The organism is Pseudomonas sp. IC_126 (assembly GCF_004331835.1).
Lineage (GTDB): Bacteria > Pseudomonadota > Gammaproteobacteria > Pseudomonadales > Pseudomonadaceae > Stutzerimonas.
On the sequence record NZ_SJSS01000003.1, the window covers coordinates 140,937 to 166,517 of the forward strand.

Annotated in this window: 28 protein-coding genes and 2 pseudogenes; 20 read left to right on the top strand and 10 right to left on the bottom strand. The window is 59.6% G+C overall.

Annotation, left to right across the window (positions count from 1 at the left end; translation table 11 throughout):
• Positions 1-312: 312 nt before the first annotated feature.
• The 3 genes from E0D86_RS11570 to hda all read left to right on the top strand — a co-directional run bounded on the left by E0D86_RS11570 (position 313) and on the right by hda (position 3,368).
• Positions 313-1,446, top strand: coding sequence for a DUF2066 domain-containing protein (locus E0D86_RS11570; RefSeq protein WP_131650184.1), 1,134 nt, complete (start codon positions 313-315; stop codon positions 1,444-1,446).
• A 123-nt stretch (positions 1,447-1,569) separates the two neighbouring features.
• Positions 1,570-2,667, top strand: coding sequence for an AI-2E family transporter (locus E0D86_RS11575; RefSeq protein WP_131650185.1), 1,098 nt, complete (start codon positions 1,570-1,572; stop codon positions 2,665-2,667).
• Positions 2,664-3,368, top strand: coding sequence for a DnaA regulatory inactivator Hda (hda, locus tag E0D86_RS11580; RefSeq protein ID WP_131650186.1), 705 nt, complete (start codon positions 2,664-2,666; stop codon positions 3,366-3,368). The genes E0D86_RS11575 and hda overlap by 4 nt, the downstream gene beginning before the upstream one ends.
• A gap of 164 nt (positions 3,369-3,532) precedes the next feature.
• Here hda and E0D86_RS11585 read toward each other — a convergent pair whose 3' ends face one another.
• From E0D86_RS11585 to arsC, 3 genes are read right to left on the bottom strand one after another with little or no spacing between them, the layout of a single operon-like run.
• A complete protein-coding gene (locus E0D86_RS11585; protein ID WP_131650187.1) occupies positions 3,533-3,943 on the bottom strand; it encodes a DUF2069 domain-containing protein in 411 nt (136 codons plus the stop codon).
• A complete protein-coding gene (gene wrbA / locus E0D86_RS11590; protein WP_131650188.1) occupies positions 3,936-4,541 on the bottom strand; it encodes an NAD(P)H:quinone oxidoreductase in 606 nt (201 codons plus the stop codon). The genes E0D86_RS11585 and wrbA overlap by 8 nt, the downstream gene beginning before the upstream one ends.
• Positions 4,538-4,891: an arsenate reductase (glutaredoxin) gene (gene arsC, locus E0D86_RS11595; protein WP_131650189.1), complete on the bottom strand. Its 354-nt coding sequence runs from the start codon at positions 4,889-4,891 to the stop codon at positions 4,538-4,540. The genes wrbA and arsC overlap by 4 nt, the downstream gene beginning before the upstream one ends.
• Before the next feature lie 156 nt (positions 4,892-5,047).
• On the opposite strand from arsC, the gene E0D86_RS11600 reads away from it, so the two are divergent.
• Positions 5,048-6,268 carry a virulence factor BrkB family protein gene (locus tag E0D86_RS11600; protein WP_131650190.1) on the top strand — a complete coding sequence of 407 codons (1,221 nt, stop codon included), beginning with the start codon at positions 5,048-5,050 and terminating at the stop codon, positions 6,266-6,268.
• A gap of 32 nt (positions 6,269-6,300) precedes the next feature.
• Positions 6,301-6,756 (top strand): TlpA disulfide reductase family protein, encoded by a 456-nt coding sequence (locus E0D86_RS11605; RefSeq protein WP_131650191.1) that lies wholly within the window; start codon positions 6,301-6,303, stop codon positions 6,754-6,756.
• Between the two features lie 85 nt (positions 6,757-6,841).
• Here the strand turns inward: E0D86_RS11605 and E0D86_RS11610 are convergent, their stop codons facing one another.
• The 4 genes from E0D86_RS11610 to E0D86_RS11625 form a co-directional block, all read right to left on the bottom strand.
• Complete coding sequence (locus E0D86_RS11610) at positions 6,842-7,414, bottom strand: transglycosylase SLT domain-containing protein (RefSeq protein ID WP_177493044.1); 573 nt, start codon at positions 7,412-7,414, stop codon at positions 6,842-6,844.
• A 6-nt stretch (positions 7,415-7,420) separates the two neighbouring features.
• The gene (locus E0D86_RS11615; RefSeq protein ID WP_131650192.1) at positions 7,421-8,368 is read right to left on the bottom strand and encodes a hypothetical protein; all 948 of its coding nucleotides are present in this window, start codon (positions 8,366-8,368) and stop codon (positions 7,421-7,423) included.
• Between the two features lie 8 nt (positions 8,369-8,376).
• Positions 8,377-10,092 carry a proline--tRNA ligase gene (locus tag E0D86_RS11620; RefSeq protein WP_131650193.1) on the bottom strand — a complete coding sequence of 572 codons (1,716 nt, stop codon included), beginning with the start codon at positions 10,090-10,092 and terminating at the stop codon, positions 8,377-8,379.
• 168 nt (positions 10,093-10,260) lie between these two features.
• Positions 10,261-11,502, bottom strand: a complete 1,242-nt coding sequence (locus tag E0D86_RS11625) for an OprD family porin (protein WP_131650194.1) — start codon at positions 11,500-11,502, stop codon at positions 10,261-10,263.
• A 456-nt stretch (positions 11,503-11,958) separates the two neighbouring features.
• On the opposite strand from E0D86_RS11625, the gene E0D86_RS11630 reads away from it, so the two are divergent.
• Together E0D86_RS11630 and E0D86_RS11635 are read left to right on the top strand one after the other, a co-directional pair.
• Positions 11,959-12,381 (top strand): HIT domain-containing protein, encoded by a 423-nt coding sequence (locus E0D86_RS11630; RefSeq protein ID WP_131650195.1) that lies wholly within the window; start codon positions 11,959-11,961, stop codon positions 12,379-12,381.
• A 4-nt stretch (positions 12,382-12,385) separates the two neighbouring features.
• Positions 12,386-12,592: a SlyX family protein gene (locus E0D86_RS11635; protein WP_131650196.1), complete on the top strand. Its 207-nt coding sequence runs from the start codon at positions 12,386-12,388 to the stop codon at positions 12,590-12,592.
• A 61-nt stretch (positions 12,593-12,653) separates the two neighbouring features.
• Here E0D86_RS11635 and E0D86_RS21935 read toward each other — a convergent pair.
• From E0D86_RS21935 to E0D86_RS11645, 3 genes and pseudogenes are all read right to left on the bottom strand, one after another.
• Positions 12,654-12,860, bottom strand: a pseudogene (locus tag E0D86_RS21935) (cold-shock protein); the annotation flags it as partial.
• A gap of 156 nt (positions 12,861-13,016) precedes the next feature.
• Positions 13,017-13,283 (bottom strand): annotated as a pseudogene (locus E0D86_RS21940) (cold shock domain-containing protein membrane protein); the annotation flags it as partial.
• Between the two features lie 271 nt (positions 13,284-13,554).
• Complete coding sequence (locus E0D86_RS11645) at positions 13,555-14,025, bottom strand: Dps family protein (RefSeq protein WP_131650198.1); 471 nt, start codon at positions 14,023-14,025, stop codon at positions 13,555-13,557.
• A 376-nt stretch (positions 14,026-14,401) separates the two neighbouring features.
• Here E0D86_RS11645 and aspS point away from each other — a divergent pair, with 376 nt between their 5' ends.
• The 13 genes from aspS to queE all read left to right on the top strand — a co-directional run bounded on the left by aspS (position 14,402) and on the right by queE (position 25,554).
• Positions 14,402-16,177: an aspartate--tRNA ligase gene (aspS, locus tag E0D86_RS11650; protein ID WP_131650199.1), complete on the top strand. Its 1,776-nt coding sequence runs from the start codon at positions 14,402-14,404 to the stop codon at positions 16,175-16,177.
• A gap of 77 nt (positions 16,178-16,254) precedes the next feature.
• Positions 16,255-17,001, top strand: a complete 747-nt coding sequence (locus E0D86_RS11655; RefSeq protein WP_131650200.1) for a YebC/PmpR family DNA-binding transcriptional regulator — start codon at positions 16,255-16,257, stop codon at positions 16,999-17,001.
• Between the two features lie 177 nt (positions 17,002-17,178).
• Positions 17,179-17,703, top strand: a complete 525-nt coding sequence (ruvC, locus tag E0D86_RS11660; protein WP_131650201.1) for a crossover junction endodeoxyribonuclease RuvC — start codon at positions 17,179-17,181, stop codon at positions 17,701-17,703.
• 67 nt (positions 17,704-17,770) lie between these two features.
• The gene (gene ruvA, locus E0D86_RS11665) at positions 17,771-18,376 is read left to right on the top strand and encodes a Holliday junction branch migration protein RuvA (protein ID WP_131650202.1); all 606 of its coding nucleotides are present in this window, start codon (positions 17,771-17,773) and stop codon (positions 18,374-18,376) included.
• Positions 18,377-18,380: 4 nt separating this feature from the next.
• Positions 18,381-19,433 (top strand): Holliday junction branch migration DNA helicase RuvB, encoded by a 1,053-nt coding sequence (gene ruvB, locus E0D86_RS11670; RefSeq protein ID WP_131650203.1) that lies wholly within the window; start codon positions 18,381-18,383, stop codon positions 19,431-19,433.
• Positions 19,434-19,484: 51 nt separating this feature from the next.
• Positions 19,485-19,928 carry a tol-pal system-associated acyl-CoA thioesterase gene (gene ybgC, locus E0D86_RS11675; protein ID WP_131650204.1) on the top strand — a complete coding sequence of 148 codons (444 nt, stop codon included), beginning with the start codon at positions 19,485-19,487 and terminating at the stop codon, positions 19,926-19,928.
• A gap of 2 nt (positions 19,929-19,930) precedes the next feature.
• Complete coding sequence (gene tolQ / locus E0D86_RS11680) at positions 19,931-20,623, top strand: protein TolQ (RefSeq protein ID WP_131650205.1); 693 nt, start codon at positions 19,931-19,933, stop codon at positions 20,621-20,623.
• Between the two features lie 12 nt (positions 20,624-20,635).
• Positions 20,636-21,088 carry a protein TolR gene (gene tolR, locus E0D86_RS11685; RefSeq protein WP_131650206.1) on the top strand — a complete coding sequence of 151 codons (453 nt, stop codon included), beginning with the start codon at positions 20,636-20,638 and terminating at the stop codon, positions 21,086-21,088.
• Positions 21,088-22,095, top strand: coding sequence for a cell envelope integrity protein TolA (gene tolA, locus E0D86_RS11690; RefSeq protein ID WP_131650207.1), 1,008 nt, complete (start codon positions 21,088-21,090; stop codon positions 22,093-22,095). Before tolR ends, tolA begins: the two co-directional genes overlap by 1 nt.
• Positions 22,096-22,136: 41 nt before the next feature.
• Entirely contained in the window at positions 22,137-23,393 is a 1,257-nt protein-coding gene (tolB, locus tag E0D86_RS11695) for a Tol-Pal system beta propeller repeat protein TolB (RefSeq protein WP_218568023.1), read from the top strand.
• 50 nt (positions 23,394-23,443) lie between these two features.
• Complete coding sequence (gene pal, locus E0D86_RS11700; protein WP_131650209.1) at positions 23,444-23,950, top strand: peptidoglycan-associated lipoprotein Pal; 507 nt, start codon at positions 23,444-23,446, stop codon at positions 23,948-23,950.
• A gap of 6 nt (positions 23,951-23,956) precedes the next feature.
• Positions 23,957-24,784: a tol-pal system protein YbgF gene (ybgF, locus tag E0D86_RS11705; RefSeq protein WP_131650210.1), complete on the top strand. Its 828-nt coding sequence runs from the start codon at positions 23,957-23,959 to the stop codon at positions 24,782-24,784.
• Between the two features lie 122 nt (positions 24,785-24,906).
• Positions 24,907-25,554, top strand: a complete 648-nt coding sequence (gene queE, locus E0D86_RS11710) for a 7-carboxy-7-deazaguanine synthase QueE (RefSeq protein ID WP_177493045.1) — start codon at positions 24,907-24,909, stop codon at positions 25,552-25,554.
• Positions 25,555-25,581: the final 27 nt, after the last annotated feature.

Genomic DNA, 25,581 nt, shown 5'->3' on the forward strand with positions numbered 1-25,581 from the left:
GTAAGGAGAGTGCGGGGCGACCGGTGGGACAAGGCTGTTGTCTCGACGCGGCGAGGGCGCCGGACCGGTCTGCGGAAAGCGCGCGATTTTATCAGGCTTGCCGCACAGCGGCCATCCCGCCGCGGTTCCCGTGGATGGATCGGCGAGTATGCGCCGCAGAGTAGTGGTGCCCGACGCGCAACTCCGGAGCGCGGCGGTTGCCGCGGTTCAGACGCCTGTTTAAGGTATAGCGCTTGATTCCCCGTGGCCGAAGCCGATCGTCGTCAGTCGACCGGCAGGCTTCCCATGACTGGCCAGCCAGCGAGTATTTCCATGCGCCTCATTCCCCGTCTTTTGGCCCTTTGCTGTGCGGTCGTCTCCGCCCACGGCATGGCGGCACCTCTCAGCGATCTATACAAGGTGCGTGAACCAGTTGCCAGCCAGCAGCCGGATGAGCGCGAGGAAGCGCTGCGCAAGGCGTTCGACACCCTCGTACTACGCCTCACGGGCGAGCCCGAAACGGCAGCTGTTGCGCAACTGCGCAGCGATCCGCAGCAGCTCGTAAGCCGCTACGCCTATGAGGACAACGCCGTTGTGGTGAGCTTCGATCCAATCACAACCGAGCGCGCGCTGCGGTCCGCGGGGCTGTCGTTGTGGGGAGCTGACCGCCCGAGCATCCTGATCTGGTGGCTGGGCGAGTCGGTCAACGGCACGAATCTGGTCGGCGACGCTCAGGAGGGGGCGTCCGATCTGCAAGCAGCCGCCCAGCATCGCGGCTTGCCACTGCGCCTGCCTCTCGCCGATCTGAGCGAGCAGCTCGCGGCCACTGCCGAGACCATCGCGGCGAACGAGCCTGAGGCGCTTCGCGACGTGTCGGAACGCTACGATGCGGATGGCCTGCTGACGGTGCTTGCGAAACAGTCCGGCGAAACCTGGGAGGCCAGTTGGCGCCTCTGGGTTGGTGATAAGCAGACGCAAGGCAAGGCGAGCGGCGACAGCCGGGCCGCGGTGGCCGATGCGGTGATGTTGGCGGTGAGCAAGTTTCTCGCACCGCAATACCGCGTGGCGCCGGGCGAGACCGAAGAAATCACGCTTGAAGTGCTGGGCGCCGATGTCGAGCGTTTCGCCGAATTGGATCGCCTGCTCGAGCCATTCGGCGCTCGCCTGATACGAGTCGAAAGCGATCGGCTGGTGTACCGCCTCAATGCCAGCCCGGATCAGCTGCGGTCTCAGCTGGCCTTGGCACGTTTGCAGGAAGTGCCGGCTGATGAAGTTGTTGCGCAGCCGATCGATGCCGGATTGCCGACGAACGATGCCGACGCACCGCCGAGCGATGCTACCGCGCCGGTTGCGGGCAGCGAAGCACCTCCGATCGATGCCCAGACCCCACTTGAGGAGCCGAACCAGCCTGCCGCTGAGCCACCGTTGCAGCCAGATCAGGGCGAGGTATTGCGCTACCGCTGGTGATGCGCCGCTTGATCAATGCTGACAAGGCGGGCGCTGCACATGTGGCGCTCGCTGGTTCATGAATCCTTACCTTTCGCCAGCGATGGCACTGCGGCTCGAATAACGGAGCAAGGCGTCTAGCCCATGACGATCACTCATACCAACCGCTGGCTATGGCTGGCAGCACTGTTGCTGCTTGGCTGGCTGGTTTATCAGCTGTCACCCATTCTGTCGCCGTTTCTGGTGGGCATCCTGCTGGCCTACTTGGGCGATCCGCTGGTTGATCGCCTGGAGCGCTGGAAGCTTTCCCGCACCTGGGGCGTGATTCTGGTGTTCACGCTTTTCACCTTGCTGTGCATGTTGCTGCTACTGGTATTGGTACCGATGCTCGGCAAGCAGCTGATGCACCTTTATCAGCTGGCGCCCGTGGGGCTCGATTGGCTGCAGATGACGGCGCTGCCCTGGGTGCAGATGCAGTTTGGTCTTGACGAAGATTTCTGGCGCTTCGACCAGATCAAGAGCGCATTCACCGCCAATCTTGGCAGTACCAAAGATGTGGTGGCGGTCATTCTCAGTCAGGCGACGGCTTCCAGCATCGCGCTGCTGGCGTGGCTGGCGAATCTGTTGCTGGTGCCGGTGGTGTGCTTTTACCTGCTGCGGGATTGGGATCTGATCATGGCCAAGCTGCGGGCCTTGTTGCCGCGGCGGCGGGAAGAGACAGTCATGGCGTTGCTGCGTGAATGCCATGAGGTGATAGGCGCATTCCTGCGCGGGCAACTGCTGGTGATGCTGGCGCTGGCGGTGGTGTATTCGGCCGGCCTCATGCTGGTCGGCGTCGAGCTGGGGCTGTTGATTGGTGTGCTGGCCGGTCTCGCCAGCATCGTGCCCTATATGGGCTTCGTGGTCGGGATCGGCGCGGCAGTCGTCGCTGTGCTGTTCCAGTTCGGCCTGGAGCCTTACCCGTTGCTGGGTGTCGCGGCGGTATTCACGGTCGGACAGATGCTCGAGGGCATGCTGTTGACGCCGTTGCTGGTAGGTGATCGGATCGGCCTGCACCCGGTCGCAGTGATTTTCGCGGTGCTGGCGGGTGGGCAGCTGTTTGGTTTTACCGGCGTGTTGCTGGCCTTGCCGGTGGCGGCGGTGATCATGGTTCTGCTGCGTCACGTGCATGATCTCTATAAACTCTCCGACCTTTACGTAGAGCCGCCGGTCGTATCGGTCGACCCACCCAGCCAGACATGAAACCCATCCAGCTTCCCCTTGGCATTCGTCTTCGTGACGACGCCACCTTTGCCAACTTCTATCCGGGCGCCAATGCTGCCGCGTTGGGCTATGTCGAGCGGGTCTGTTCGCCCGAGGCCGGCTGGTCCGATGAGTTGATCTATCTCTGGGGCAATACAGGTGTTGGGCGTAGCCATCTGCTGCAGGCCGCTTGTTTGCGTGTCGAACAGCGCGGCGAGCTGGCGGTGTATCTTCCGCTCGCCGACGTGGCCGAGTATGGGCCGGCGCTGCTGGACAATCTGGAGCAGAGCGAGCTGGTCTGCCTGGATGATGTGGATGCCATAGCCGGTGATCCCGTATGGGAAGAGGCGCTGTTCCACCTGTTCAATCGGCTGCGTGACAGTGGTCGGCGACTGCTGCTCGCGGCCGATGCCTCGCCGCGGGAAATCGCCGTGCAACTGCCTGATCTCAAGTCGCGCTTGAGCCTCTCGCTGGTATTCCAGCTGCAGGAGCTTTCCGACGAAGACAAGCTGCGCGCGCTGCAACTGCGAGCCTCGCGCCGCGGCCTGAACCTGCCGGATGACGTCGGCCGCTTCATTCTCACTCGTGGCGCGCGCGACATGAGCACGTTGTTCGAATTGCTCGATCGGCTCGATCAGGCCTCGTTGCAAGCGCAGCGAAAGCTGACCATTCCGTTTCTTAAGGAAACGCTCGGCTGGTAGCGATTCGGTTGTTGGAGTGCTGGAGGGTTTTGCCTGATGCTCCAGCGTCGCGCCATTGGTGGGCTGAAGCCCACCCTACGGTCTAGCAGGTAGGGTGGGCTTTAGTTGTAGGGTGGGCTTCAGCCCACCAACATCCGGCAGCAACTCCCTGCGCTCAAGCCGCCTCAGCTTTCACCCGCCGCTTTACGCTCGTACTGATACGCCCAGCGGGTATAGAGCAGGGCGCTGATGAACAGCGTCAGGCTGATGATCGCTTCCAGCCAGCCGTAAACCATCCGTGCTGGGTTGATGGCAGCAAGAACGCCTTGGATGAAGTAAAGATTGACGATGAAGCAAGTCCAGGCATGGGCGCGTGGGCTGCCGGAAATCATGCCCGGAGCGACCAGCAGCAGCGGAATCAGCTGAATGCTGATCACCACCCAGGTCCGCGCACCGTGCAGGTCGGCGAAGGCCAGATTCCAGACGATCAGCAACGCGGCAAGGCTAATGAAACTGGCCAGGCTGAGCACTCGGCTGAACTTCAACCGCGGGGCCAGCCATTCGAGCGACGGAAGGGGTTTGGGCTTTCTAGCCACGGTCATTCTCCAAACGCTTGGCGGTCTGCGCGAGGCGTTGGCCCAATGCGCGGCAGAGGCTGATTTCGTGCTTGTCCAGCAGGCGCTTGCCGTCTGCGCCGGCGTGATGGCTGGCGCCATAAGGCGTGCCGCCGCCTTGCGTCTCGAGCAGGGCGTTTTCGCTGTATGGCAGGCCGAGTACCAGCATGCCGTGGTGCAGCAAGGGCAACAGCATGGACAGCAGAGTCGTTTCTTGACCGCCGTGAAGGCTGGACGTCGAGGTGAAGACGCCGGCGGGTTTGCCCACCAGTTCGCCGGTCAGCCAGAGTCCGCTGGTGCCGTCGAGAAAGTATTTCAGCGGGGCGGCCATATTGCCGAAGCGAGTCGGACTGCCGAGCGCCAGGCCGGAACAGTTCTTCAGGTCGTCGAGCGTCGCGTAGACCGCGCCTTGTTCGGGGATCGTCGGCGCTACCGCTTCGCATTCGGTGGAAACGGCCGGCACGGTGCGTAGCCGGGCTTCGAGCCCGGCCTGTTCGACACCGCGTGCGATCTGTCGCGCCATCTCGGCGGTGGCACCGTGGCGGCTGTAATACAGCACCAGAACGTAGGGTGCGCTCATGGCAGGATCTCCAGCACCTTTTCGGGCGGACGGCCGATCACCGCCACATCGCCGGCAACCAGGATCGGTCGTTCAATCAGTTTTGGATGCGCGACCATCGCATCGATGATTTCGGCATCGCTGAGCGCAGGGTTGGCCAGGTCGAGGGTCTTGTATTCCTCTTCGCTGCTGCGCAGCAGTTGTCTCGGCCTGATGCCTAAACGTGCAAGGATCTGCTTGAGTTCGGCGGCGGTGGGAGGCGTTTCTAGATAGCGGACGACCGTGGGGTTCAGGCCGCGTTGTTCGAGCAATTCCAGCGCGCCGCGCGATTTCGAGCAACGTGGATTGTGATAAAGAGTCAGTTCGGTCATTTGTAGTTGCTTCACGCCAGGGTAGGTCGCCATTCTAACCTTCAATGCAGCGAGGCCTGAAACGGTAGGTCGCCGGCAACGGTGAGCAAAGGTAAGTCGCCGGTTGTCCCACGCAGGTGGACAGGGTTGGAACGAACGGGTCATCAAGGGGATGGAATGCAGCAAAGGATCAATGATTTCGTCGAGTTCGGCCGTTTCCTGGTGCAACGCTTCCTGGCGGACCGTGGCCCTCACAGTGCCGCCGCGCTGACCTACACGACACTGTTCGCCGTGGTGCCGATGATGACGGTCACCTTCGCCATGCTTTCGGCCATCCCCGCATTTCAGGGCGTCGGCGAGCAGATCCAGCTGTACATCTTCCGAAACTTCATCCCTTCCACGGGCGCAACCATTCAAGAATATTTGGTCGCCTTCACGAATCAGGCAAGGCAACTCACTTGGTTTGGCGTGGGGTTTCTGATGGCGACCGCGCTGATGATGCTGTTGACCATCGAAAAGGCGTTCAACGTAATCTGGCGGGTGCGACAGCCACGCCGTGGCATCTCGAGCTTCCTTCTGTACTGGGCCATCCTCAGCCTCGGTCCGCTGCTGCTCGGAGCGGGGTTCGCCATGAGCACCTACATCACATCCTTGTCGCTAATCTCCGGCCCCCATGCATTGATTGGCGCCCGTACCGTACTCAAGGCGATGCCGCTGGTGCTCAGCGTCGCGGCCTTCACGCTGATCTACGCAGCGGTGCCGAACACCCGGGTGCCGTTACGGCATGCGGTTGTCGGCGGTACTTTCACGGCGGTTCTGTTCGAAGCGGCCAAGCAATTGTTCGGTTTGTATGTGAGCTATTTTCCCAGCTACCAGCTGATCTACGGGGCTTTCGCCGCGGTACCGCTGTTTCTGCTGTGGGTTTATCTGTCCTGGATGATCGTGTTGTTTGGTGCGGAGCTGGTCTGCGGTATGTCTTCGTCGCAGCAATGGCGGCGTCGCTCGGTACCGCGCCTTCTGGTCATGCTCGGGTTGCTGCGTGTGCTGCACGAAAGCCAGAAGGCTGGGCGCGAGGTACGCTTGCGTGATGCGCATCGAAGCGGTTGGCAACTACCCGAAGATGAGTGGGATGAAATTTTCGAATTCTTCGAACGGGAACAACTCGTCTGTCGGACCGGGTCGTCCGGATGGGTCCTGTGTCGCGATCTCAATCATTACAGTTTCGATCAGCTGTTGCGCTCCAATCCCTGGCCGCTCTCGGGTAACCATGCCTTGCCGGAGCAGCTGGACGAACCCTGGTACCCGACGCTGAAACAGTCGCTGGAGCTGCTACAGAAGGAGCAGGCGAACCTGTTCGGTGGCAGTGTTGCCGACTGGCTGCAGGCGCGACGGGTTTGAACGAGACAATTCAGCATTGCAAGGAAACGAAGATGATCAAGCGCTCCATTGGTGTATTCGGTCTGCTCGCCTGCCTGGCGCTGACTGGATGTGCAGAAGACTGGGGCCCCGACCAGCACGGTGCCGACGTCACGGCGCAGCAACTCGAGGGTCAATGGCTGTTGATCAATTACTGGGCTGAGTGGTGCGGCCCGTGTCGGACGGAAATCCCCGAGCTGAATGCGCTGGACGACTCACACGACGATATCACCGTTCTCGGCGTCAATTTCGACGGCCTGCAGGGGGAGGAACTGGCTGCGGCAGCCAAGGACCTGGGCATCGGTTTTCGAGTCCTCAGCGTCGACCCCGCCGAACGCCTGGATCTGCCGCGCAGCGCGGTGCTACCGGTGACCTATATCGTCGATGGCGACGGCAAGGTGCGTCATCAGCTGGTCGGCGAACAAACCGCTGAGGGCCTGCAGGAGCATCTGGCAAAGTTAGGGAGGTAGCGGTCGAGCTTCAAGCTTCAAGCCACAAGTTAAGAGCAGGGCAGCAGGGGACGGTGGCGCTTCTGCTTGCAGCTTGCCGCTGCCCTTAGGGCTTCACGTACCAGAAGTCCTGCCAGAAGCCGATCACCTTCGCCGGGTAGTGGTTCTTGCCGAGGCTACCGTTGTAACGGGCCAGGGCGCGATTGATGTCGCCTTTTTCCTTTTTCAGGTAGTAGCTGAGGATGGTGCAGCCGTAGCGCAGGTTGGTGGCGTTGTCGGTGAGATTGTCCTGCGGGCGCCCCAATTCGGCCTTCCAGAATGGCATCACCTGCATCATGCCTTGCGCACCGACGCTGGAAATGGCGAATCGGTCGAAATGACTTTCGGCGTGTATGAGCGCAAGCACCAGGTCAGGTTTCAAACCCGCCTTGCTGGCCTCCTGGTGCACCAGTCGCAGTAGCGTCAACCGTTCTTGCGGGTCGCGAACGTAGCGCTTGAGGCGGGTCGACATATCCATCAGCCAGACTTCCGCCTCGAAGCGATCCTGGAAACTCTCGGCTTCCGCTACGGTGCGTTGCATCAGTTCGCGCAATTCCGGCTCGGGTGCCTGGCGAACGTTGGCGGACACTGGCCCGGCGGCGACCAGCACAAGTAGCAATGCGTAGCGCAGCGGCGTCACGATGGATCAGCCGTCTTCGCCCGGATCGCTGGCCTGGCGGCCAGCGTCCTGCATCAGGCTGCGAAGAAACTCCTGCTGCAAATCAGGATCATTGCGGGTCAGCTCGATCAGGCTCTGCTCGAGTTCGCTGGCTTCTTCCTCGAGGCCAAGCTCCGAGAGCCGCTTGACGCGATGCACCCACTGGCTGACGTCATCGCCCTCGAGATCGTTGAAAATCAGGTCGTGGGCTTCGAGCAGCTTGCCGCGCAGACTGCGGCTGACCAGCAGCATCGCGTCGGCACGGGTCGAGTCCTGTGGATCCTCGACCTGCAGGTGGAGCTTGCCGATCTGACTGATGTCCTGATCGGCGAACGAGCCATCGAGCAGGTTGAGCCGCAACACTCCGTTGCGGTCAGTGCTCAGCTCATGGGTTTCGGGGCCGGCAACGACCAGCACGGGGCGCTCGGCCCAAGGCAGGCTGGAGTATTCGAGGCGAGTATCGCGGCGCTGTTCGTCGAGGCTGGCAAGGTTCTGCTGCGAGCGCCCGTTGGACTCGACGTTGACGAACGGGTTGAGGCCGGCAAAACCGTAGTTGATCCAGCCGCTTGTGGCGCTTTCCGGCATTTTGCCCAGCAGGGCCACGTTGAGCACGCTGGCGCCGACCCCGGCGACCACCGCGACTGCTCCCAGCGGAATCTCGTACAGCTCGCGCCACGCCTGATAAGGCGTGTAGCGATCATAGCGGCGGGTCACTTCGAAATCAGTGACTTCGAAGGTCTTCTGGTCGAGCACGCGAATACGCCGCTGCGGTAGCTCCAGCAGCGGCTCTCCTACTTCGATACGAAGGCTGTGGTCGAGCAGTTTGCGTTCGGTACGGGCTTCGTGTTCGCTGCGTTGAGGCAGCTGGTTGGCGCAGCCACCCATAAAAAGCGCCACGCAAAGCGTGGCGCACAGTGAAGCACTTCGGTTGTGCATGATGTCCGTCAGCGACTGGCGCGTGAATTGATGAACTCAAGGATGTCGGCGGCAGCAACGGCCTGGCTTTCGGCATCGCGACGATGCTTGTATTCCAGCGTGCCGTCGGCAAGTCCACGATCGCCGATAACGATGCGATGCGGGATGCCCACCAACTCCATATCGGCGAATTTGACGCCGGGACTGGTCTTTTTGTCACGGTCATCGAGCAGTACGTCGTAGCCGGCGGCGGTGAGCTCCGCATAGAGCTTATCGGTCGCTTCGCGAACGGCCTGATTTTCATACTTCATTGGCACCAGGGCGATCTGGAAGGGTGCCAGCGCCTCAGGCCAAAGAATGCCGCGCTCGTCGTAGTTCTGCTCGATGGCTGCGGCGACCACACGGGATACGCCGATGCCGTAGCAGCCCATGGTCAGGGTGACCGGCTTGCCGTTCTCACCCATGACGCTGCAGTTCATCGCCTCGCTGTACTTGGTACCGAGCTGGAAGATATGCCCGACCTCGATGCCGCGCTTGATCACCAGAGTGCCCACGCCATCGGGGCTGGGATCGCCTGCTACCACGTTGCGCAGGTCGGCGACCTGCGGCAGAGGCAGGTCGCGCTCCCAGTTGATGCCGAAATAGTGCTTGTCTTCCTGGTTAGCGCCGGCTGCGAAGTCGCTAATCAGCGCGACCGAACGGTCGATGACGCAGCTGATCGGTAGATTCAGCGGGCCCAACGAACCGGGACCTGCGCCAATGGCGGTACGGATCTCAGCATCGGAAGCGAACACCAGCGGGCTGGCAACCTGAGCCAGGTTCGCCGCCTTGATCTCGTTCAGTTCATGGTCGCCACGCACGACCAGAGCAACCAGCTGGCCTTTCTCGACCCCCTGTACGACGAGCGTCTTGATGGTTTTCACGATGGGCAGCTGAAACTGCTCGACCAGCGCAGCAATCGTCTTGCAGTTCGGTGTATCGACCAGGCGCAGTTCTTCGGTAGCGGCGCTGCGCTCCGCTTCGCGTGGGATGGCTTCGGCCTTCTCGATGTTGGCGGCGTAGTCGGAGCTGTCGCTGAACGCGATATCGTCTTCGCCGGATTCAGCCAGTACGTGGAATTCATGCGAGCCGGTGCCGCCGATCGATCCGGTATCAGCCTGCACGGGACGGAAATTCAGCCCAAGGCGAGTGAAGATGTTGCAGTACGCCTGGTGCATGCGGTCATAGGTTTGCTGCAGTGATTGCTGGTCCGCATGGAAGGAGTAAGCGTCCTTCATAATGAATTCGCGGCCACGCATCAGGCCGAAGCGCGGACGGATCTCGTCGCGGAATTTGGTCTGGATCTGGTAGAAGTTGATCGGCAACTGCTTGTAGCTGTTCAGCTCGTTGCGGGCCAGATCGGTGATGACCTCTTCATGAGTCGGGCCGACACAGAACTCACGGTCATGGCGGTCCTTCAGGCGCAGCAGCTCGGCGCCATATTGCTCCCAACGACCCGATTCCTGCCAAAGCTCGGCGGGTTGGATTGCAGGCATCAAGACTTCCAGCGCGCCGGCCTTGTTCATCTCGTCGCGAACGATGGCCTCGGCTTTGCGCAGCGCACGTAGCCCCATCGGCATCCAAGTGTAGAGGCCGGACGCCAGCTTGCGGATCATGCCTGCACGCAGCATCAATTGATGGCTGATGACCACTGCATCGGAAGGCGTTTCTTTAAGGGTCGAAAGCAGGAACTGACTGGTGCGCATGAGGGCCGTTGTGTCCTTGCAGAGCGGGGAATTTGGCTCGGCATTGTACGGCTGCGGTGAGGTGGCGTACAGGTGGGGTGGTGGTTGACAGACGGTCGAAGTGCTGTGACTTGCGAAATAAAGAAACCCGGCTGAAGCCGGGTTTCTTTCATGCGTAACCGCTCAGAATTACAGAATGCTCAGCGGATAAATGGCATACAGGCGCCATTCGTTGACGTCGTTCCAGGCGGGATTGTTAGTCCGCAGGATCGAGTTGCGTGCTCTAAGAGTCAAGTCCTTCGCCGCACCATTCTGGAAGGTATAGGAAACCTGGTTGAAGATCTCGCGCTCGGTCGCCTCGCCCTCGCCACCATAGAATGCCGCGTCGATGTTATCGCCGCGCAGGTAAGCGGTTTTCCAGGCCAGGCCGGGGATGCCATAGCCGCTGAAATCCAGCTCATAGCTGGCCTGCCAGGAACGCTCATCCTTGAAGTTGAAGTCCGACAGGAAAGAGTTCGCGACCCAGATACTACCGCCGCCGTCGCCTTCGTCGTACAGGTAGCCTGTGTCACCTGAAACGCGCTGGTGGGCAATAATAAAAGCGTGTGCCCCCACGGCATACTTAGTTGACAGGCTCCAGATGGTGTTGTCATCGGCATCCGCAACGATTTCAATATCATCTGTTTTGTAGTAGTTGAAATCGAAAGTCAGTGACTGATCTTCCGCCAGCGGCATCACGTAATTGATATTGGCGTACTTCTTGTCGTAAGTATCTTCGACGTCGGAGAAATACAGCGAGGTGCTTAGGTTGTCGGTGAAGGCATACGTGCCTCCGAAGACATCGAGGCTTTTCAGGCTTCTGTCATCACGAGCGGGCGAGCCCATCGGGCTGTCTGCTGTAAAACGGCCAGCGTTCAGCTCCAGTCCTTCGATTTCGGTGCTGGTAATCAACGTGCCCGTGAAGGCTTCGGGAAGTAGGCGGGAGTCGTCGGAGGCGATGACTGGCAAGCCGACGAACTGATTGCCGTACTTGACGGTAGTGTTGGAGAGGCGGAGTTTTACAGCGGCGCCGGCTTCGGAGAGATCATCTGCCCAATCTCCAGTGGGGTCTAAATCAGTGGGGCCGCCAGGAAACATGTCACCCTGACCGCCATCGAGTCTAACGCCCAACAGGCCGTAGGCGTCGATGCCGAATCCGACCGTACCCTGGGTGAATCCTGACTCGAAAGTAGCTATGAAGCCTTGAGCCCAAGTGTTCCGGTCATCGTTGCCATTGTTATGATCACGGTTCCAATAGGTGTTTCGCAGCAACAGATCCAGGCTTGCATCTTCCACGAAACCTTTCGATTCCGACTGGGCACTGGCGAATGCCATTTGCGACGTACCGGCCGCCACGGCCATTGCGATAACGCTCCACTTCATCACTTGCATGAGTGATTGCTCCTTTGGTTCAAATTGGTGCTTGCTTTCCTGCTTGTGGCGGGAAAGAGGCATCTTATTTTCGGTATACAAGCTCAATTGCAGTCCTTGTTTACCTAGCTGGTCGAAACCTGCAACAACTCTGGGAATGTATTCCGAGAATTATTGTGTAGCTGGGGAAACTAGCGACAGCAAGCTTACTCCAGCTTTTTACGTTTTTCTGCCCCCTCGCGTGGGGCTTTTTACCGCAAAGCAATAACCGTGCACAGAATGAAAAGCTGCCTCGTTGCAGGAAAACTGACTGCTGCGCGCCTCGGCGCGCTCTATAGCGGGGCTTTGTCATTCGGTGGCAGTCCCGAATTGGTGCGCTTTGCTCGGCTGTTGGCGCTGGAACGTTGGAGTATTCTTATCTGACGATCCGGTGCGGCTTCGCTGCTGCCGGTTCCCCATATGAACAGGAGTGCCGTTATGTTCGTTCTCGATTCACGCCTGGAGCAGGACACGCTGAATCTGGGTGATTTTCCGCTGTGTCGCTTGCTGCTGATGAACGATGCCAATTACCCCTGGTTCATTCTTGTGCCGCGCCGTGAGGAGGTCAGTGAGCTGTTTCAACTGGACGCGGCGGATCAGCAGGCGCTTTGGCGAGAGGCAACGGCGCTGGCTGAAACGCTGAAGGACACTTTCGGCGCAGACAAGATGAATGTCGCGACCTTGGGCAACGTGGTGAATCAGCTCCATATGCACGTGATCGCTCGGCGTCGGGGTGATGCCGCCTGGCCAGCGCCCGTCTGGGGTCACAAGCCGGCCAATCCTTATAGTGAGGTGCAGGTCGATGCGATAAGGCAGAAGCTGAAGCTGGTGCTCACTGACAATTTTCGTTTTGCGGAGTGACGTAATGGAGATGGAACAACGCATCACCGATCTCGAGGCGCGCCTGGCTTTTCAGGACGACACGATCCAAACCTTGAGTGATGTGCTGTTTGCGCAGCAGCGTACCGTCGAGCGGCTACAAGCGCAGCTGGGTGTGCTGGCCAGGCGGCAGGAAGACATGCAGAGCAGGATGGGGGGCGAGGAGGATGAAGCGCCTCCGCCGCATTATTGATGGCTGCGGCGCAGGGTGACGAACGCCAGCACTGTTCTGGCGTTCGACGTCGGTGGTCTGACTAGATTGCGACCACGTCTTCGGCCTGGAGACCTTTGTCGCGCATCATGACGGCGAATTCGACACGTTGACCTTCTACCAGTACCCGGTGGCCTTCGCCTCGGATGGCTCTGAAGTGGACGAACACGTCATCACCGCTATCGCGGGAGATAAAACCGAAACCTTTCGAGGTGTTGAACCATTTGACCGTGCCTGCTTCGCGCCCGGCGGTACTAGCAGCCGGCGCCGAGGCGTTCTTGTGCTGGCTTCTGCGATGCGAGGATGGGCTGCGGTTGGTGGTACGTGCATTTACTGATTGCGTCGCAGCCAGTTGCAGCAGTACGGCGATGAAGGCGAGCACTAGGCTGGCCAGGGTTGCTGGTTGTCCCGCAATGGCAACGACGGGAAGCAACAGAATCGCAGCCTGGATCACAACCGCGATAATCAGCAGCACAGAAGCGCCGAGTAGAACAGGGCGGCTACGCCCGTGGCTGTTCGCCTGAGCGGATGCAAGCTGTACGTTCAGCAGACCTAGAAACAGCAGGCTCAATGCCTCGGGTTGTACCAGCAAGGGCATTGCCCCGGTAATACTGGGTACGAATGACAGCGTCAGGGCAACAACGCCCGTTAATACATGGATGATCTTAAGCATTCTTATGACTCACAGTTAAATAGCACGACAGAAAGCGGCAGGCTTGGGCGGAGGAAATTGAGTGGTATGCGATCGCCTTAATTGAATGCCCAAGCTGCGACGCGCGCGTATTTAACAGTAAAGGAAGGCGGTGCTCAAATGGCTTGCCCATCGAGGCATCGGGAAGGGGGTGGGGCGGGTGTCACGCCGTTAGCGGCGAGCTTCGTGTCATTTGCCAAGCGGAATGGCCGTGCTTCGGCCATCCCGCTTGCAGCGGAGGTTGCGTCTCGTATCAGGCGGCAAGCAGGCTGCGCAGCATCCAGGCAGTCTTTTCATGAATCTGCATGCGCTGAGTCAGAAGGTCGGCGGTGGGCTCGTCACTGACTTTTTCCAGCAGCGGGAAGATGCCGCGCGCGGTACGGACGACGGCTTCTTGTCCTTCAACCAGCAACTTGATCATGTCTTCTGCGGATGGAATGCCCTCCTGCTCCTTGATCGAAGACAGCTTCGCGTAGGCGGCGTAGGTGCCGGGCGCGGGGAAGCCCAGGGCGCGGATACGCTCGGCAATATCGTCCACCGCAAGGGCCAGTTCGGTGTACTGCGTCTCGAACATGGTGTGCAGGGTGTTGAACATCGGCCCCGTCACGTTCCAGTGGAAGTTGTGCGTCTTCAGATAAAGCGTGTAGGTGTCGGCCAGCAGGCGGGACAAACCATCTGCAATGGAGGCGCGATCCTGTTCGGCAATACCAATATTAATTTCCATGGTTCTCTCCCTTTGGATGAATTGACTGACAGTTATGCCAGAAAACGACGGCTAACAGTGAGCGGCGCACTGACGCCGGTAACGGTCTGTTGGTTGGAAGGCGCCAGTAGGCGTTGGGTTCAATGCGGATTGGCTATTGCTTCGATGGGCAAGCGTTCAGAGTCGGCTGCGTTGAAGCGATTATGCAGATATAATCCCGCGCTTGTGTCGGGCGGCCCGTCTGCCGTAAGGGTAGCCGCGTACTGATGTCTGCCGGCAGCTCTGGCTCTGTGCCGATGAGCGATCGATCCCAGGTGGAGCGCCATTTGGGCTCCGTCTGCCAGTCGCGAATCGAGCGACCCAACGAATTTCCAAGATACGAGAAGCGAACCCCACCATGATGCGCAGCCACTATTGCGGCCAGTTGAACGAAAGCCTGGACGGCCAGGAAATCACTCTTTGCGGTTGGGTCCATCGCCGCCGCGACCACGGCGGGGTCATCTTCCTCGACGTGCGTGATCGTGAAGGCATGGCCCAGGTGGTGTTCGATCCCGATCGCGCCGAGACGTTTGCAGCCGCCGACCGGGTACGCAGCGAATATGTGGTGAAAATCACCGGCAAGGTCCGCCTGCGCCCGGAAGGCGCACGCAACCCGAACATGGCCTCTGGTGCCATCGAAGTGTTGGGCTATGAGCTGGAAGTACTGAACGAGGCAGAAACCCCGCCGTTCCCGCTCAACGAATACAGCGACGTGGGCGAGGAAACCCGCCTGCGCTATCGCTTCATCGACCTGCGCCGCCCGGAAATGGCCGAGAAGCTCAAGCTGCGCTCGCGCATCACCGCCAGCATTCGTCGCTATCTCGACGAGCAGGGTTTCCTCGACGTGGAAACCCCGATTCTGACCCGCGCCACCCCTGAAGGCGCCCGCGACTATCTGGTTCCCAGCCGCACCCATCCCGGCAGTTTCTTCGCCCTGCCGCAGTCGCCGCAGCTGTTCAAGCAGTTGCTGATGGTGGCCGGCTTCGATCGCTACTATCAGATCGCTAAGTGCTTCCGCGACGAAGACCTGCGGGCCGACCGTCAGCCGGAATTCACCCAGATCGACATCGAGACCAGCTTCCTCGATGAATCCGACATCATCGGCATCACCGAAGGCATGGTGCGCAAGCTATTCAAGGAAGTGCTGGGCGTCGAGTTCGGCGAGTTCCCGCATATGCCGTTCGAAGAAGCCATGCGCCGCTACGGTTCGGACAAGCCGGACCTGCGTATTCCGCTGGAACTGATCGATGTGGAAGACCAGCTCAAGGATGTCGAATTCAAAGTGTTCGCCGGCCCGGCCAACGATCCCAAGTGCCGTGTTGCCGCACTGCGCGTGCCGGGCGGTGCGAGCATGCCGCGCAAGCAGATCGACGACTACACCAAGTTCGTCGGCATCTACGGCGCCAAGGGCCTGGCTTACATCAAGGTCAACGAGCGCGCCAAGGGTGTTGAAGGCCTGCAGTCGCCCATCGTCAAGAACATCCCCGAAGCCAACCTCAATGCGATCCTCGATCGCGTGGGTGCGGTCGATGGCGACATCGTCTTCTTCGGTGCCGACAAGGCTAAGATCGTTTCCGAAGCGCTGGGTGCGTTGCGCATCAAGCTGGGTCACGACCTGAACCTGCTGACTTGCGAATGGGCGCCGATGTGGGTGGTCGACTTCCCGATGTTCGAGGAAAACGACGACGGCTCGCTGTCGGCACTGCACCATCCGTTCACCGCGCCCAAGTGCAGCCCCGAAGAGCTGGAAGCCAATCCGGGAGCGGCGCTGTCGCGTGCCTACGACATGGTGCTCAACGGCACCGAGCTGGGTGGCGGTTCCATCCGTATCCACCGCAAGGACATGCAGCAGACCGTATTCCGTATCCTGGGTATCGACGAAGCGGAGCAGAACGAGAAGTTCGGCTTCCTGCTCGATGCGCTGAAATACGGCGCGCCGCCGCACGGTGGCCTGGCCTTCGGCCTTGATCGCCTAGTGATGCTGATGACTGGCGCGCAATCGATTCGTGAAGTAATCGCCTTCCCGAAAACCCAGAGCGCGGCGGACGTCATGACCCAGGCGCCGGGTGCGGTGGATGCCAAGGCGCTGCGCGAGTTGCACATTCGCCTGCGCGAGCAGCCTAAAGCCGAATAACCGCAGAGCCGGAGCCCAGGGAAACCTGGGCTTCTCCGTTTCAGCGAGAAGAAAGTTGATCGAAGAGGGAGGCAGTTATGGCTGGTCATTCCAAATGGGCCAACATCAAGCACCGCAAGGGGCGCCAGGACGCCAAGCGCGGCAAGATTTTCACCAAGCTCATTCGTGAGCTGACAGTTGCCGCCAAAAGTGGCGCAATTCCGGCGGATAACCCGCGCCTGCGCCTGGCGGTAGACAAGGCACTGGTCGCCAACATGTCGCGGGACGTGATCGACCGCGCCATCGCCCGCGGCGCCGGTAATAACGAGGCCGACAATGTCGTCGAACTGAGCTACGAAGGTTATGCGCCTAGTGGCGTGGCCATCATCGTCGAGGCCATGACCGACAACCGCAATCGCACCGCGGCCGAAGTGCGTCATGCCTTCAGCAAGCACGGCGGCAACCTTGGCACCGATGGCTCGGTTGCCTACATGTTCGATCGCAAAGGGCAGATCAGCTTTGCCGCGGGCGTGGACGAAGATGCGCTGATGGAAGCGGCGCTGGAAGCCGGTGCCGATGATGTGGAAATGGGCGAGGATGGCTCGGCGCTGGTCTCCACCAGCTTTGCCGATTTCCATTCCGTCAACGAGGCGCTGAGTGCGGCCGGCTTTAAGGGCGAGGAGGCGGAAATCGCCATGATCCCCTCGATTGCCGCACCGCTCGCCGATCTGGAAACCGCGCAGAAGGTGCTGCGCCTGATCGATGCGCTGGAAGATCTGGACGACGTGCAGAACGTCTACCACAACGCCGAGATTTCCGACGAAATCATGGAGCAGTTGGAGTGATTGGGCACTGGTAAGAAGTCAGGAATCGAAGCTGAAAGCCGGGAGCACCGTTTGCGTGTTTCCGGCTTCTTCATTTGTGCGCCTTGATGCGTGCGGTCGTTGGCATTGTTCCGGTAGCTCTCGCCGCGACTGTACCTTTATACTCGCGGCTGGATAAATAGACAGTACGGCGACCGCATGACGCTCATCCTCGGGATCGATCCCGGCTCTCGCATCACTGGCTACGGCGTGGTGCGCGATACCGGCCGCAGTTGTGAGTACGTGGCATCCGGTTGCATCCGCACCGGCAGTGGTGAGCTGTCCGCCCGGCTGCAGGCAGTATTCGCTGGTGTCAGCGAGGTGATCCGCCTTCACGGCCCGGTGACCATGGGTATCGAGCAGGTCTTCATGGCGCGCAACGCTGATTCTGCGCTCAAGCTTGGACAGGCCCGAGGCGCCGCGATAGTGGCTGCTGCCGAACAGGGTCTGGAGATAGCCGAGTACACCGCCACCCAGGTCAAGCAGGCGATTGCCGGAACCGGTGGTGCCGACAAAGTGCAAGTGCAGATGATGGTGATGCACCTGCTGAAATTGGTGAAAAAGCCACAGATCGATGCCTCAGACGCGCTAGCGATCGCCTTGTGCCATGCGCATCATCGGCAGAGTCTCATCCCGCACGGGCTGGCCGGTGCCAAGCGCAGGGCAGGGCGCTTGCGTTTGTAGTAGCTAGTGCCGGATAGCAAGACAATGGCTGACGGCACTCCTTCAGCCGAGAGAGGAGTGGATAACTGTGATTGGACGTTTGCGCGGAACCCTGGCGGAGAAACAGCCGCCGCATCTGATACTGGATGTGAATGGCGTCGGTTATGAAGTCGAGGTGCCGATGACGACGCTCTACCGCTTGCCTGCTGTCGGTGAGCCGGTAACGCTGCACATCCATCTGGTAGTGCGAGAGGACGCGCAACTGCTTTATGGCTTCGCCGAAAAGCGTGACCGCGAGCTGTTTCGCGAACTGATCCGGCTCAATGGCGTCGGCCCCAAGCTGGCGCTGGCATTGATGTCGGGCCTTGAAGTGGACGAACTGGTGCGCTGCGTGCAGGCTCAGGACACCTCCGCGCTGGTGAAGATTCCGGGCGTCGGCAAGAAGACGGCCGAGCGGCTGCTGGTGGAGTTGAAAGATCGCTTCAAAGCCTGGGAGAGCATGCCGTCCATCGCACCTCTGGTGGTGGAACCCCGCTCGAATATGGCAGTCTCAAGCGCCGAGAATGATGCGGTCAGCGCGCTGATTTCCCTTGGGTTCAAGCCGCAAGAGGCCAGCCGTGCCGTATCCGCCGTACAGGAAGACGATTTGAGTAGTGAAGATCTGATCCGCCGTGCCCTGAAGGGAATGGTGTAAGCGCATGATCGAAGCCGATCGTCTGATTACCGCCACTGGCCGCGACCGCGAAGAACAATTCGACCGTGCCATCCGCCCACTGAGTCTGGCCGAATACATCGGCCAGCCGGTCGTGCGCGAGCAGATGGATCTGTTTATCCGTGCGGCCCGCGGGCGCAGCGAGGCCCTTGATCACACCCTGATCTTCGGCCCGCCGGGCCTCGGCAAGACGACCCTGGCCAATATCATTGCGCAGGAGATGGGTGTCTCGATCAAGAGCACTTCCGGCCCCGTGCTGGAGCGGCCCGGTGATCTGGCCGCGCTGCTGACCAATCTGGAGCAGGGCGATGTGCTCTTCGTCGACGAGATTCATCGGTTGTCGCCCATCGTTGAAGAAGTGCTGTATCCGGCGATGGAAGATTTTCAGCTGGACATCATGATCGGCGAAGGCCCTGCGGCGCGCTCGATCAAGCTCGACCTACCGCCCTTCACGTTGGTTGGCGCCACCACTCGTGCGGGCATGCTCACCAATCCGCTGCGTGATCGCTTCGGTATCGTGCAGCGGTTGGAGTTCTATTCCACGGCCGATCTGGCGACCATCGTCAGCCGTTCGGCCGGCATCCTTGGCCTGGCTATCGAGGCCGAAGGCGCTTTCGAAATTGCCCGGCGTGCTCGCGGCACTCCGCGCATCGCCAACCGCCTGCTGCGTCGGGTGCGGGATTTTGCTGAAGTTCGTGGAAATGGTGAGATTACTCGCCGTACAGCAGATCTCGCGCTGAACATGCTCGATGTGGACGAGCGCGGCTTGGATCATCAGGACCGACGGTTGCTGCTGACATTAATCGAGAAGTTCGATGGCGGGCCAGTGGGCATCGACAATCTGGCAGCCGCCATTAGCGAAGAGCGCCACACCATCGAAGACGTGCTCGAACCCTATCTGATCCAGCAGGGCTACATCATGCGTACGCCGCGCGGGCGCGTGGTCACCCGGCATGCCTATCTGCATTTCGGCCTGAACCTGCCGAAACGCCTGGGCGATTCGCCAGTAGCGGACCTGTTCGACGGCGACACAAAGTGAAGAAAATATTCTTGTCCCACCCGATTGGAATTTACGGGGCCTGGCTCTAGTATGCGCGCGGAATCGGATGCTCAACCCTTCACTCATCGGTGTCGGGTGTACTACGAAGATACCGATGCCGGCGGCATCGTTTATTACGTCAATTACCTCAAGTTCATGGAGCGGGCCCGCACCGAGCGGTTGCGCAACCTGGGTTTCGCCCAGTCGCAGCTGGCGGGCGAAGACCTGCTTTTCGTCGTGCATTCGAGCGAGGCGCGTTACCACGCGCCGGCGCGGCTGGACGACGAGTTACTGGTAACTGCCGAGGTTGTAAAAATAAAGCGCGCCAGCCTGCATTTCAGGCAGCAGGTACGACGCGCCAAGGATAATTTGCTGCTCTGTGAAGGGCAGTTTCTGGTCGCCTGTGTGCGTACAGAGAGTTTGAAACCCCGACCTATTCCCGAAGCGTTGCGCTCAGCCTTCGCCGGGTCGGGTCTACCCCCTGCAGGAGATTAAGCGTGGAACCCAACGTCGATCATATGTCCATGTGGAGCTTGATCAGCAACGCCAGCTTTGTGGTTCAGCTGGTCATGCTGATCCTGGTGGCGGCCTCGGTGATGTCCTGGATCATCATCTTCCAGCGCGGCAACATGCTGCGTGCCGCCAAGCGCTCGCTGGACACCTTCGAGGAACGTTTCTGGTCCGGTATCGACCTTTCCAAACTGTACCGCCAGGCTGGCAGTAATCCTGATCCTGATTCGGGTGTCGAGCAGATCTTCCGCGCCGGCTTCAAGGAGTTTTCCCGCCTGCGCCAGCAGCAGGGTGTGGATCCCGATGCCGTGATGGATGCGGTGAACCGGGCTATGCGCGTCGCCATTTCCCGCGAAGAAGAAAAGCTCGATCAGAGTTTGCCGTTCCTCGCGACCGTTGGCTCTACCAGTCCTTACATCGGTCTGTTCGGTACCGTCTGGGGCATCATGAATTCGTTCCGCGGGCTGGCGCAGGTGCAGCAGGCGACTCTCGCCACTGTCGCGCCCGGCATCGCCGAGGCATTGATCGCCACTGCGATCGGCCTGTTCGCCGCAATTCCTGCGGTCATCGCATACAACCGTTTCTCCGCGCGTGGCGAGATGCTCATCGGTCGTTACTACACCTTCGCCGATGAGTTCCAGGCGATTCTCCATCGCAAAGTTCACACCACCGAAGATTGAGGCCCCCAGGCCATGGCCAGAATTCGTAACAGACGCAAACCTGTCGCCGAGATGAACGTGGTGCCTTACATCGACGTGATGCTGGTGCTGCTGGTCATCTTCATGGTGACCGCGCCGATGCTCAATCAGGGTGTAAAGGTCGATCTGCCCAAGGTCAGCAGCGAAGTCCTGCCTCAGGATAACGATGCTCAAGTACTGACCATTTCGATCAAGGCGGACAAGACTTACTTCTGGAACATCGGGAGCGAAGTGGACACCGAAACCGTCCAGGATCAGGCCCTGACACTGGATGAGATGACCAAGGCGGTCACCGCAATCATGAACCAGAACCGTAGCCAGGGTAAGCAGGTTCAGGTGTTCGTGCGCGGCGACAAGGCGGTGGACTACGGTTCGGTGATGTCTGCCATGGGCGGGCTGCAGGAAGCGGGTGTCGGTAACGTCGGCTTGATCACCGAGGCGCCTTAATGCAACAGCCGGAACGTTCACGCTCGGAGAGCTACTACTGGCCCACCATTCTGGCGGTCGGTCTACACATCGTTATTTTCGGAATGCTCTTCGTCAGCTTCGCCATGACGCCGGAGCTGCCGCCATCCAAGCCCATCGTTCAGGCGACCTTGTACCAGCTCAAATCTCAGAGCCAAGCTACGACTCAGACGAATCAGAAGATTGCGGGTGAGGCTCAGAAAACGGCGGCCAAGCAGTACGAAGCCGAGCAGCTGGAACAGCGCAAGGCCGAGCAGCAGAAACAGGCCGCCGCCAAGGCAGCGGAACAAAAGAAGGCGGACGAGGCTCGAAAGGCCGAAGCAGCGAAGGCTGACGCGGCAAAGAAGTCCGCGGAGGCGAAAAAAGCCGAAGAAGCCAAGAAACAAGCCGAACAGAAAAAACAGGCGGATATCGCCAAGAAGAAAGCGGCTGACGAGGCGGCCAAGAAAAAGGCTGCCGAAGAAGCCAAGAAGAAAGCTGCTGCCGAGGCCGCGAAAAAGAAAGCGGCAGAGGACGCAAAGAAAAAGGCGGCAGCTGAGGCTGCGAAGAAAAAGGCCGCCGAAGAAGCCAAGAAGAAAGCAGCAGCCGAGGCTGCCCGCAAGGCTGCCGAGGACAAGAAGGCGCAAGCTCTTGCCGAACTGTTGTCTGAAGACACGGAGCGGCAGCAGGCCATGGCTGACACTCAAGGCGACCAGGTAGCTGGTAACTTCGATGACCTGATTCGTATGCGTGCGGCAGAGGGCTGGACCCGACCGCCATCGGCCCGGAACAACATGTCGGTAACGCTCCGGGTCAACATGCTGCCGGATGGCACCATCACCGCTGCAACCGTTTCGCGTTCGAGTGGCGATGCGCCGTTCGATAATTCGGCGGTCGCAGCAGTAAAGAATATTGGTCGGCTGACCGAAATGCAGGGGCTCACTGCCCAGGAGTTTCAGCCGTATCGCTCGTTCACGATGACATTTACGCCTGAGGATCTAGCGTTGTGATCAATTACCTTCGAGGTTTTATCGTCTTTTTCCTGTTCGTGATGGGCAGTGCCGTGGCGCAGGAGAAGAACATTGTCGTCACCAGCGGTACCGATCGTGCGATTCCGATCGCGGTTGTGCCGTTCGGTTGGCAGGGCGGCACTGTGCTGCCGGAAGACATGGCAGAAATCATCGGCAATGACATGCGCAATACCGGTATTTTCCAGCCGATTCCCAAGCAGAACATGATCAGTCTGCCGACGCGCGGTAGCGAAATCATTTTCCGTGACTGGAAGGCATTGGGTGCCCAGTACGTGATGGTCGGCAACATCGAGCCTTCGGCCGGCAAACTGCAGATCCGCTACGAGGTGTTCAATGTGACCACCGAACAGCAGGTCATGACGGGTACCGTGGGTGGCGGTCAGGATCAGCTGCGGGATATGGCGCATTTCGCGGCTGATCAGGCGTTCGAAAAGCTGACGGGCATCAAGGGCGCGTTCTCCACGCGCTTGCTCTACGTTACTGCTGAACGTCTCGGCGGCACCAATACGCGTTACACGCTGCAGCGTTCCGACTACGACGGTGCGCGCGCCGTGACCCTGCTGCAATCACGTGAGCCGATTCTGTCGCCGCGCTATTCGCCGGATGGCCGTCGCATCGCCTATGTTTCTTTTGAACAGAAGCGTCCGCGTATTTTCATGCAGCACATCGACACGGGGCGTCGCGAGCAGATTACTAACTTCGAAGGGCTCAATGGTGCGCCGGCATTCTCGCCGGACGGCAATCGCCTGGCATTCGTGCTGTCGAAGGATGGCAACCCGGAAATCTACGTGATGGATCTTGGGTCGCGTCAGTTGCAGCGACTCACCAATCATTACGCAATTGACACGGAGCCTTTCTGGGGCGCCGACGGTCAGACTATCTACTTCACCTCGGATCGTGCGGGCAAGCCACAGATCTACAAGCAGCGTCTGGGTAGCAATAATGCCGAACGAGTCACTTTCGTTGGTAACTACAATGCAAACCCGAAACTATCGGCAGATGAAAAGACGCTGGTGATGATTCATCGCCAGGAGGGCTATACCAATTTCAAGGTGGCGGCACAGGACCTGCAGCGCGGCAATTTACGGCTACTCTCAGATACGAGTTTAGATGAGTCGCCCACTGTTGCGCCTAATGGCACCATGCTAATCTACGCGACCCGCCAGCAGGGCCGGGGAGTCTTGATGCTCGTATCAATCAATGGTCGAGTTAGGCTCCCGCTTCCTACTGCTCAAGGCGAAGTCCGTGAGCCATCGTGGTCCCCTTACCTGAACTGATGCGGTATCAACGCTTTACCTAACCAAAAACACAACTGGGGTTGTTACACATGGAAATGCTGAAATTCGGTAAGTTCGCTGCGCTGACTCTGGCTATGGCCGTAGCTGTTGGTTGTTCGTCCAAGGGTGGCGACGACTCTGGCGAAGGTTCTTCCGCCATTGATCCGAACGCTGGCTACGGCGCTGACAGCGGTGCTGTCGACGGCAGCATGGGTGGCGAAGAAGCTGCTCTGCGCGCTATCACTACTTTCTACTTCGAATACGATAGCTCGGACCTGAAGCCGGAAGCTATGCGCGCTCTGGACGTTCATGCCAAGGATCTGAAGTCCGCTGGCAACCGTGTCGTTCTGGAAGGCCACACCGACGAGCGCGGTACTCGCGAGTACAACATGGCTCTGGGCGAGCGTCGTTCGAAGGCCGTTCAGCGTTACCTGGTTCTGCAGGGCGTATCTCCCGCTCAGCTGGAACTGGTTTCCTACGGTGAAGAGCGTCCGGTTGCCATGGGCAACGACGAGCAGTCGTGGGCTCAGAACCGTCGCGTTGAGCTGCGTAAGTAATAAATCATGCTCAAGCACCGTTACGCTCTGACGCTTATTGCGCTTGGTTTGCCTCTTTTTGCGGCGGCTCAAGTCCCAGTGGTCGAATATGACTCGCAAACCCAAAGCGGTGTGCCTGAGTCGGGTTATTCCACCGGAGCAGATACTAGCGGTGCCTATGTCGGAGGCGGAGCATCGGCTCCGTCTTCGGCGCAGGGCATGCTTTTCGTTCAGTTGCAGCAGATGCAAGAAGAAATCGCGCAACTGCGCGGCATGCTGGAAGTGCAACAGAACGAGATCCAGCGCCTGAAACAGGAAGGGCTGGAGCGTTATCAGGATTTGGATAGTCGTTTGTCGAACGCCGCATCAGGCGGTTTGGCCAACCAGAATTCGTCAGCCGCGGGCAGCAGTCATGCCGGTGGTGCAGTGCAAGGGCCCGTGAATGCCTCTGGGCAAGATCAGGCGAGCAATCAATCGGCTGATCCTGAAAAGGAAAAGCTGTACTACGACGCAGCCTTCGATCTGATCAAGGCGAAGGATTTCAATAAGGCTAGCCAGGCTTTTTCCGCCTTCTTGCGTAAATATCCCCAAAGCCCCTATGCCGGTAATGCACAGTACTGGCTGGGCGAGGTCAATCTCGCCAAGGGAGATTTGCAGGGGGCCGGCCAGGCATTCGCGAAGGTCAGTCAGGCGTATCCTCAGCACAACAAGGTTCCTGACTCGCTGTACAAGCTTGCGGATGTCGAGGTGCGGCTGGGTAATCGTGACAAGGCTGACGGGATTCTTCGTCAAGTCATTGCCGACTACCCGAACAGCTCGGCTGCGCAGTTGGCTCAGCGCCAACTGAATCGATAAGCCGATACGTTGGCATCAGTTAACAAAAACCCGCCCATTGAGCGGGTTTTTTCGTTAGAATCGCTGCCCTTTTCCCGCAACGGAGGCGGATGGCCTGTTTAGCCGTCACGCCCGTGGCTGATATGCAAAATACCCTGCGAATTTCCGAGATTTTCTACTCGTTGCAGGGGGAGACCCGTACCAGTGGCCTGCCTACTGTGTTCGTCCGCCTGACCGGCTGCCCCCTGCGCTGTCATTACTGCGATACCGCCTACGCTTTCAGTGGTGGCGAGATCATGCCGCTCGAAGCAATTCTCGAGCGGGTCGCGTCCTATAAGCCCCGCTACGTCTGTGTCACGGGCGGCGAACCGCTGGCTCAACCGAACTGTCTGCCGCTGCTGAGCGAGCTCTGCGACGCGGGCTATGAAGTTTCACTGGAGACAAGTGGTGCGCTGGATATTTCCGGTACCGACACGCGAGTAAGCCGGGTCGTTGATCTGAAGACGCCGGCGTCAGGCGAGATGGGCCGCAATCTGTACGCGAACATCGGTCAGCTGACGCAAAACGATCAGATCAAGTTCGTAATTTGTTCACGCGAAGATTACGACTGGGCTGTATCCAAGCTTATCGAGTACCGGCTGGATGCTCGTGCTGGTGAGGTGCTGTTTTCGCCTAGCCATCGGCAAGTCGATGCCAGAGCGTTGGCTGACTGGATCGTCAGCGACAATCTTCCGGTGCGTTTGCAGCTTCAACTGCACAAAATTCTCTGGAACGATGCGCCCGGCCATTAATGTACGCCGGAGCGGCTTTGATCCTGG

Coding starts and splice junctions, on each gene's coding strand:
- E0D86_RS11570 (WP_131650184.1), top strand. CDS start 313: ATGCGCCTCATTCCCCGTCTTTTGGCCCTTTGCTGTGCGGTCGTCTCC.
- E0D86_RS11575 (WP_131650185.1), top strand. CDS start 1,570: ATGACGATCACTCATACCAACCGCTGGCTATGGCTGGCAGCACTGTTG.
- hda (WP_131650186.1), top strand. CDS start 2,664: ATGAAACCCATCCAGCTTCCCCTTGGCATTCGTCTTCGTGACGACGCC.
- wrbA (WP_131650188.1), bottom strand. CDS start 4,541: ATGAGCGCACCCTACGTTCTGGTGCTGTATTACAGCCGCCACGGTGCC.
- arsC (WP_131650189.1), bottom strand. CDS start 4,891: ATGACCGAACTGACTCTTTATCACAATCCACGTTGCTCGAAATCGCGC.
- E0D86_RS11600 (WP_131650190.1), top strand. CDS start 5,048: ATGCAGCAAAGGATCAATGATTTCGTCGAGTTCGGCCGTTTCCTGGTG.
- E0D86_RS11605 (WP_131650191.1), top strand. CDS start 6,301: ATGATCAAGCGCTCCATTGGTGTATTCGGTCTGCTCGCCTGCCTGGCG.
- E0D86_RS11615 (WP_131650192.1), bottom strand. CDS start 8,368: ATGCACAACCGAAGTGCTTCACTGTGCGCCACGCTTTGCGTGGCGCTT.
- E0D86_RS11620 (WP_131650193.1), bottom strand. CDS start 10,092: ATGCGCACCAGTCAGTTCCTGCTTTCGACCCTTAAAGAAACGCCTTCC.
- E0D86_RS11625 (WP_131650194.1), bottom strand. CDS start 11,502: ATGCAAGTGATGAAGTGGAGCGTTATCGCAATGGCCGTGGCGGCCGGT.
- E0D86_RS11630 (WP_131650195.1), top strand. CDS start 11,959: ATGTTCGTTCTCGATTCACGCCTGGAGCAGGACACGCTGAATCTGGGT.
- E0D86_RS11635 (WP_131650196.1), top strand. CDS start 12,386: ATGGAGATGGAACAACGCATCACCGATCTCGAGGCGCGCCTGGCTTTT.
- E0D86_RS11645 (WP_131650198.1), bottom strand. CDS start 14,025: ATGGAAATTAATATTGGTATTGCCGAACAGGATCGCGCCTCCATTGCA.
- aspS (WP_131650199.1), top strand. CDS start 14,402: ATGATGCGCAGCCACTATTGCGGCCAGTTGAACGAAAGCCTGGACGGC.
- E0D86_RS11655 (WP_131650200.1), top strand. CDS start 16,255: ATGGCTGGTCATTCCAAATGGGCCAACATCAAGCACCGCAAGGGGCGC.
- ruvC (WP_131650201.1), top strand. CDS start 17,179: ATGACGCTCATCCTCGGGATCGATCCCGGCTCTCGCATCACTGGCTAC.
- ruvB (WP_131650203.1), top strand. CDS start 18,381: ATGATCGAAGCCGATCGTCTGATTACCGCCACTGGCCGCGACCGCGAA.
- ybgC (WP_131650204.1), top strand. CDS start 19,485: ATGCGCGCGGAATCGGATGCTCAACCCTTCACTCATCGGTGTCGGGTG.
- tolR (WP_131650206.1), top strand. CDS start 20,636: ATGGCCAGAATTCGTAACAGACGCAAACCTGTCGCCGAGATGAACGTG.
- tolA (WP_131650207.1), top strand. CDS start 21,088: ATGCAACAGCCGGAACGTTCACGCTCGGAGAGCTACTACTGGCCCACC.
- tolB (WP_218568023.1), top strand. CDS start 22,137: ATGGGCAGTGCCGTGGCGCAGGAGAAGAACATTGTCGTCACCAGCGGT.
- pal (WP_131650209.1), top strand. CDS start 23,444: ATGGAAATGCTGAAATTCGGTAAGTTCGCTGCGCTGACTCTGGCTATG.
- ybgF (WP_131650210.1), top strand. CDS start 23,957: ATGCTCAAGCACCGTTACGCTCTGACGCTTATTGCGCTTGGTTTGCCT.
- queE (WP_177493045.1), top strand. CDS start 24,907: ATGCAAAATACCCTGCGAATTTCCGAGATTTTCTACTCGTTGCAGGGG.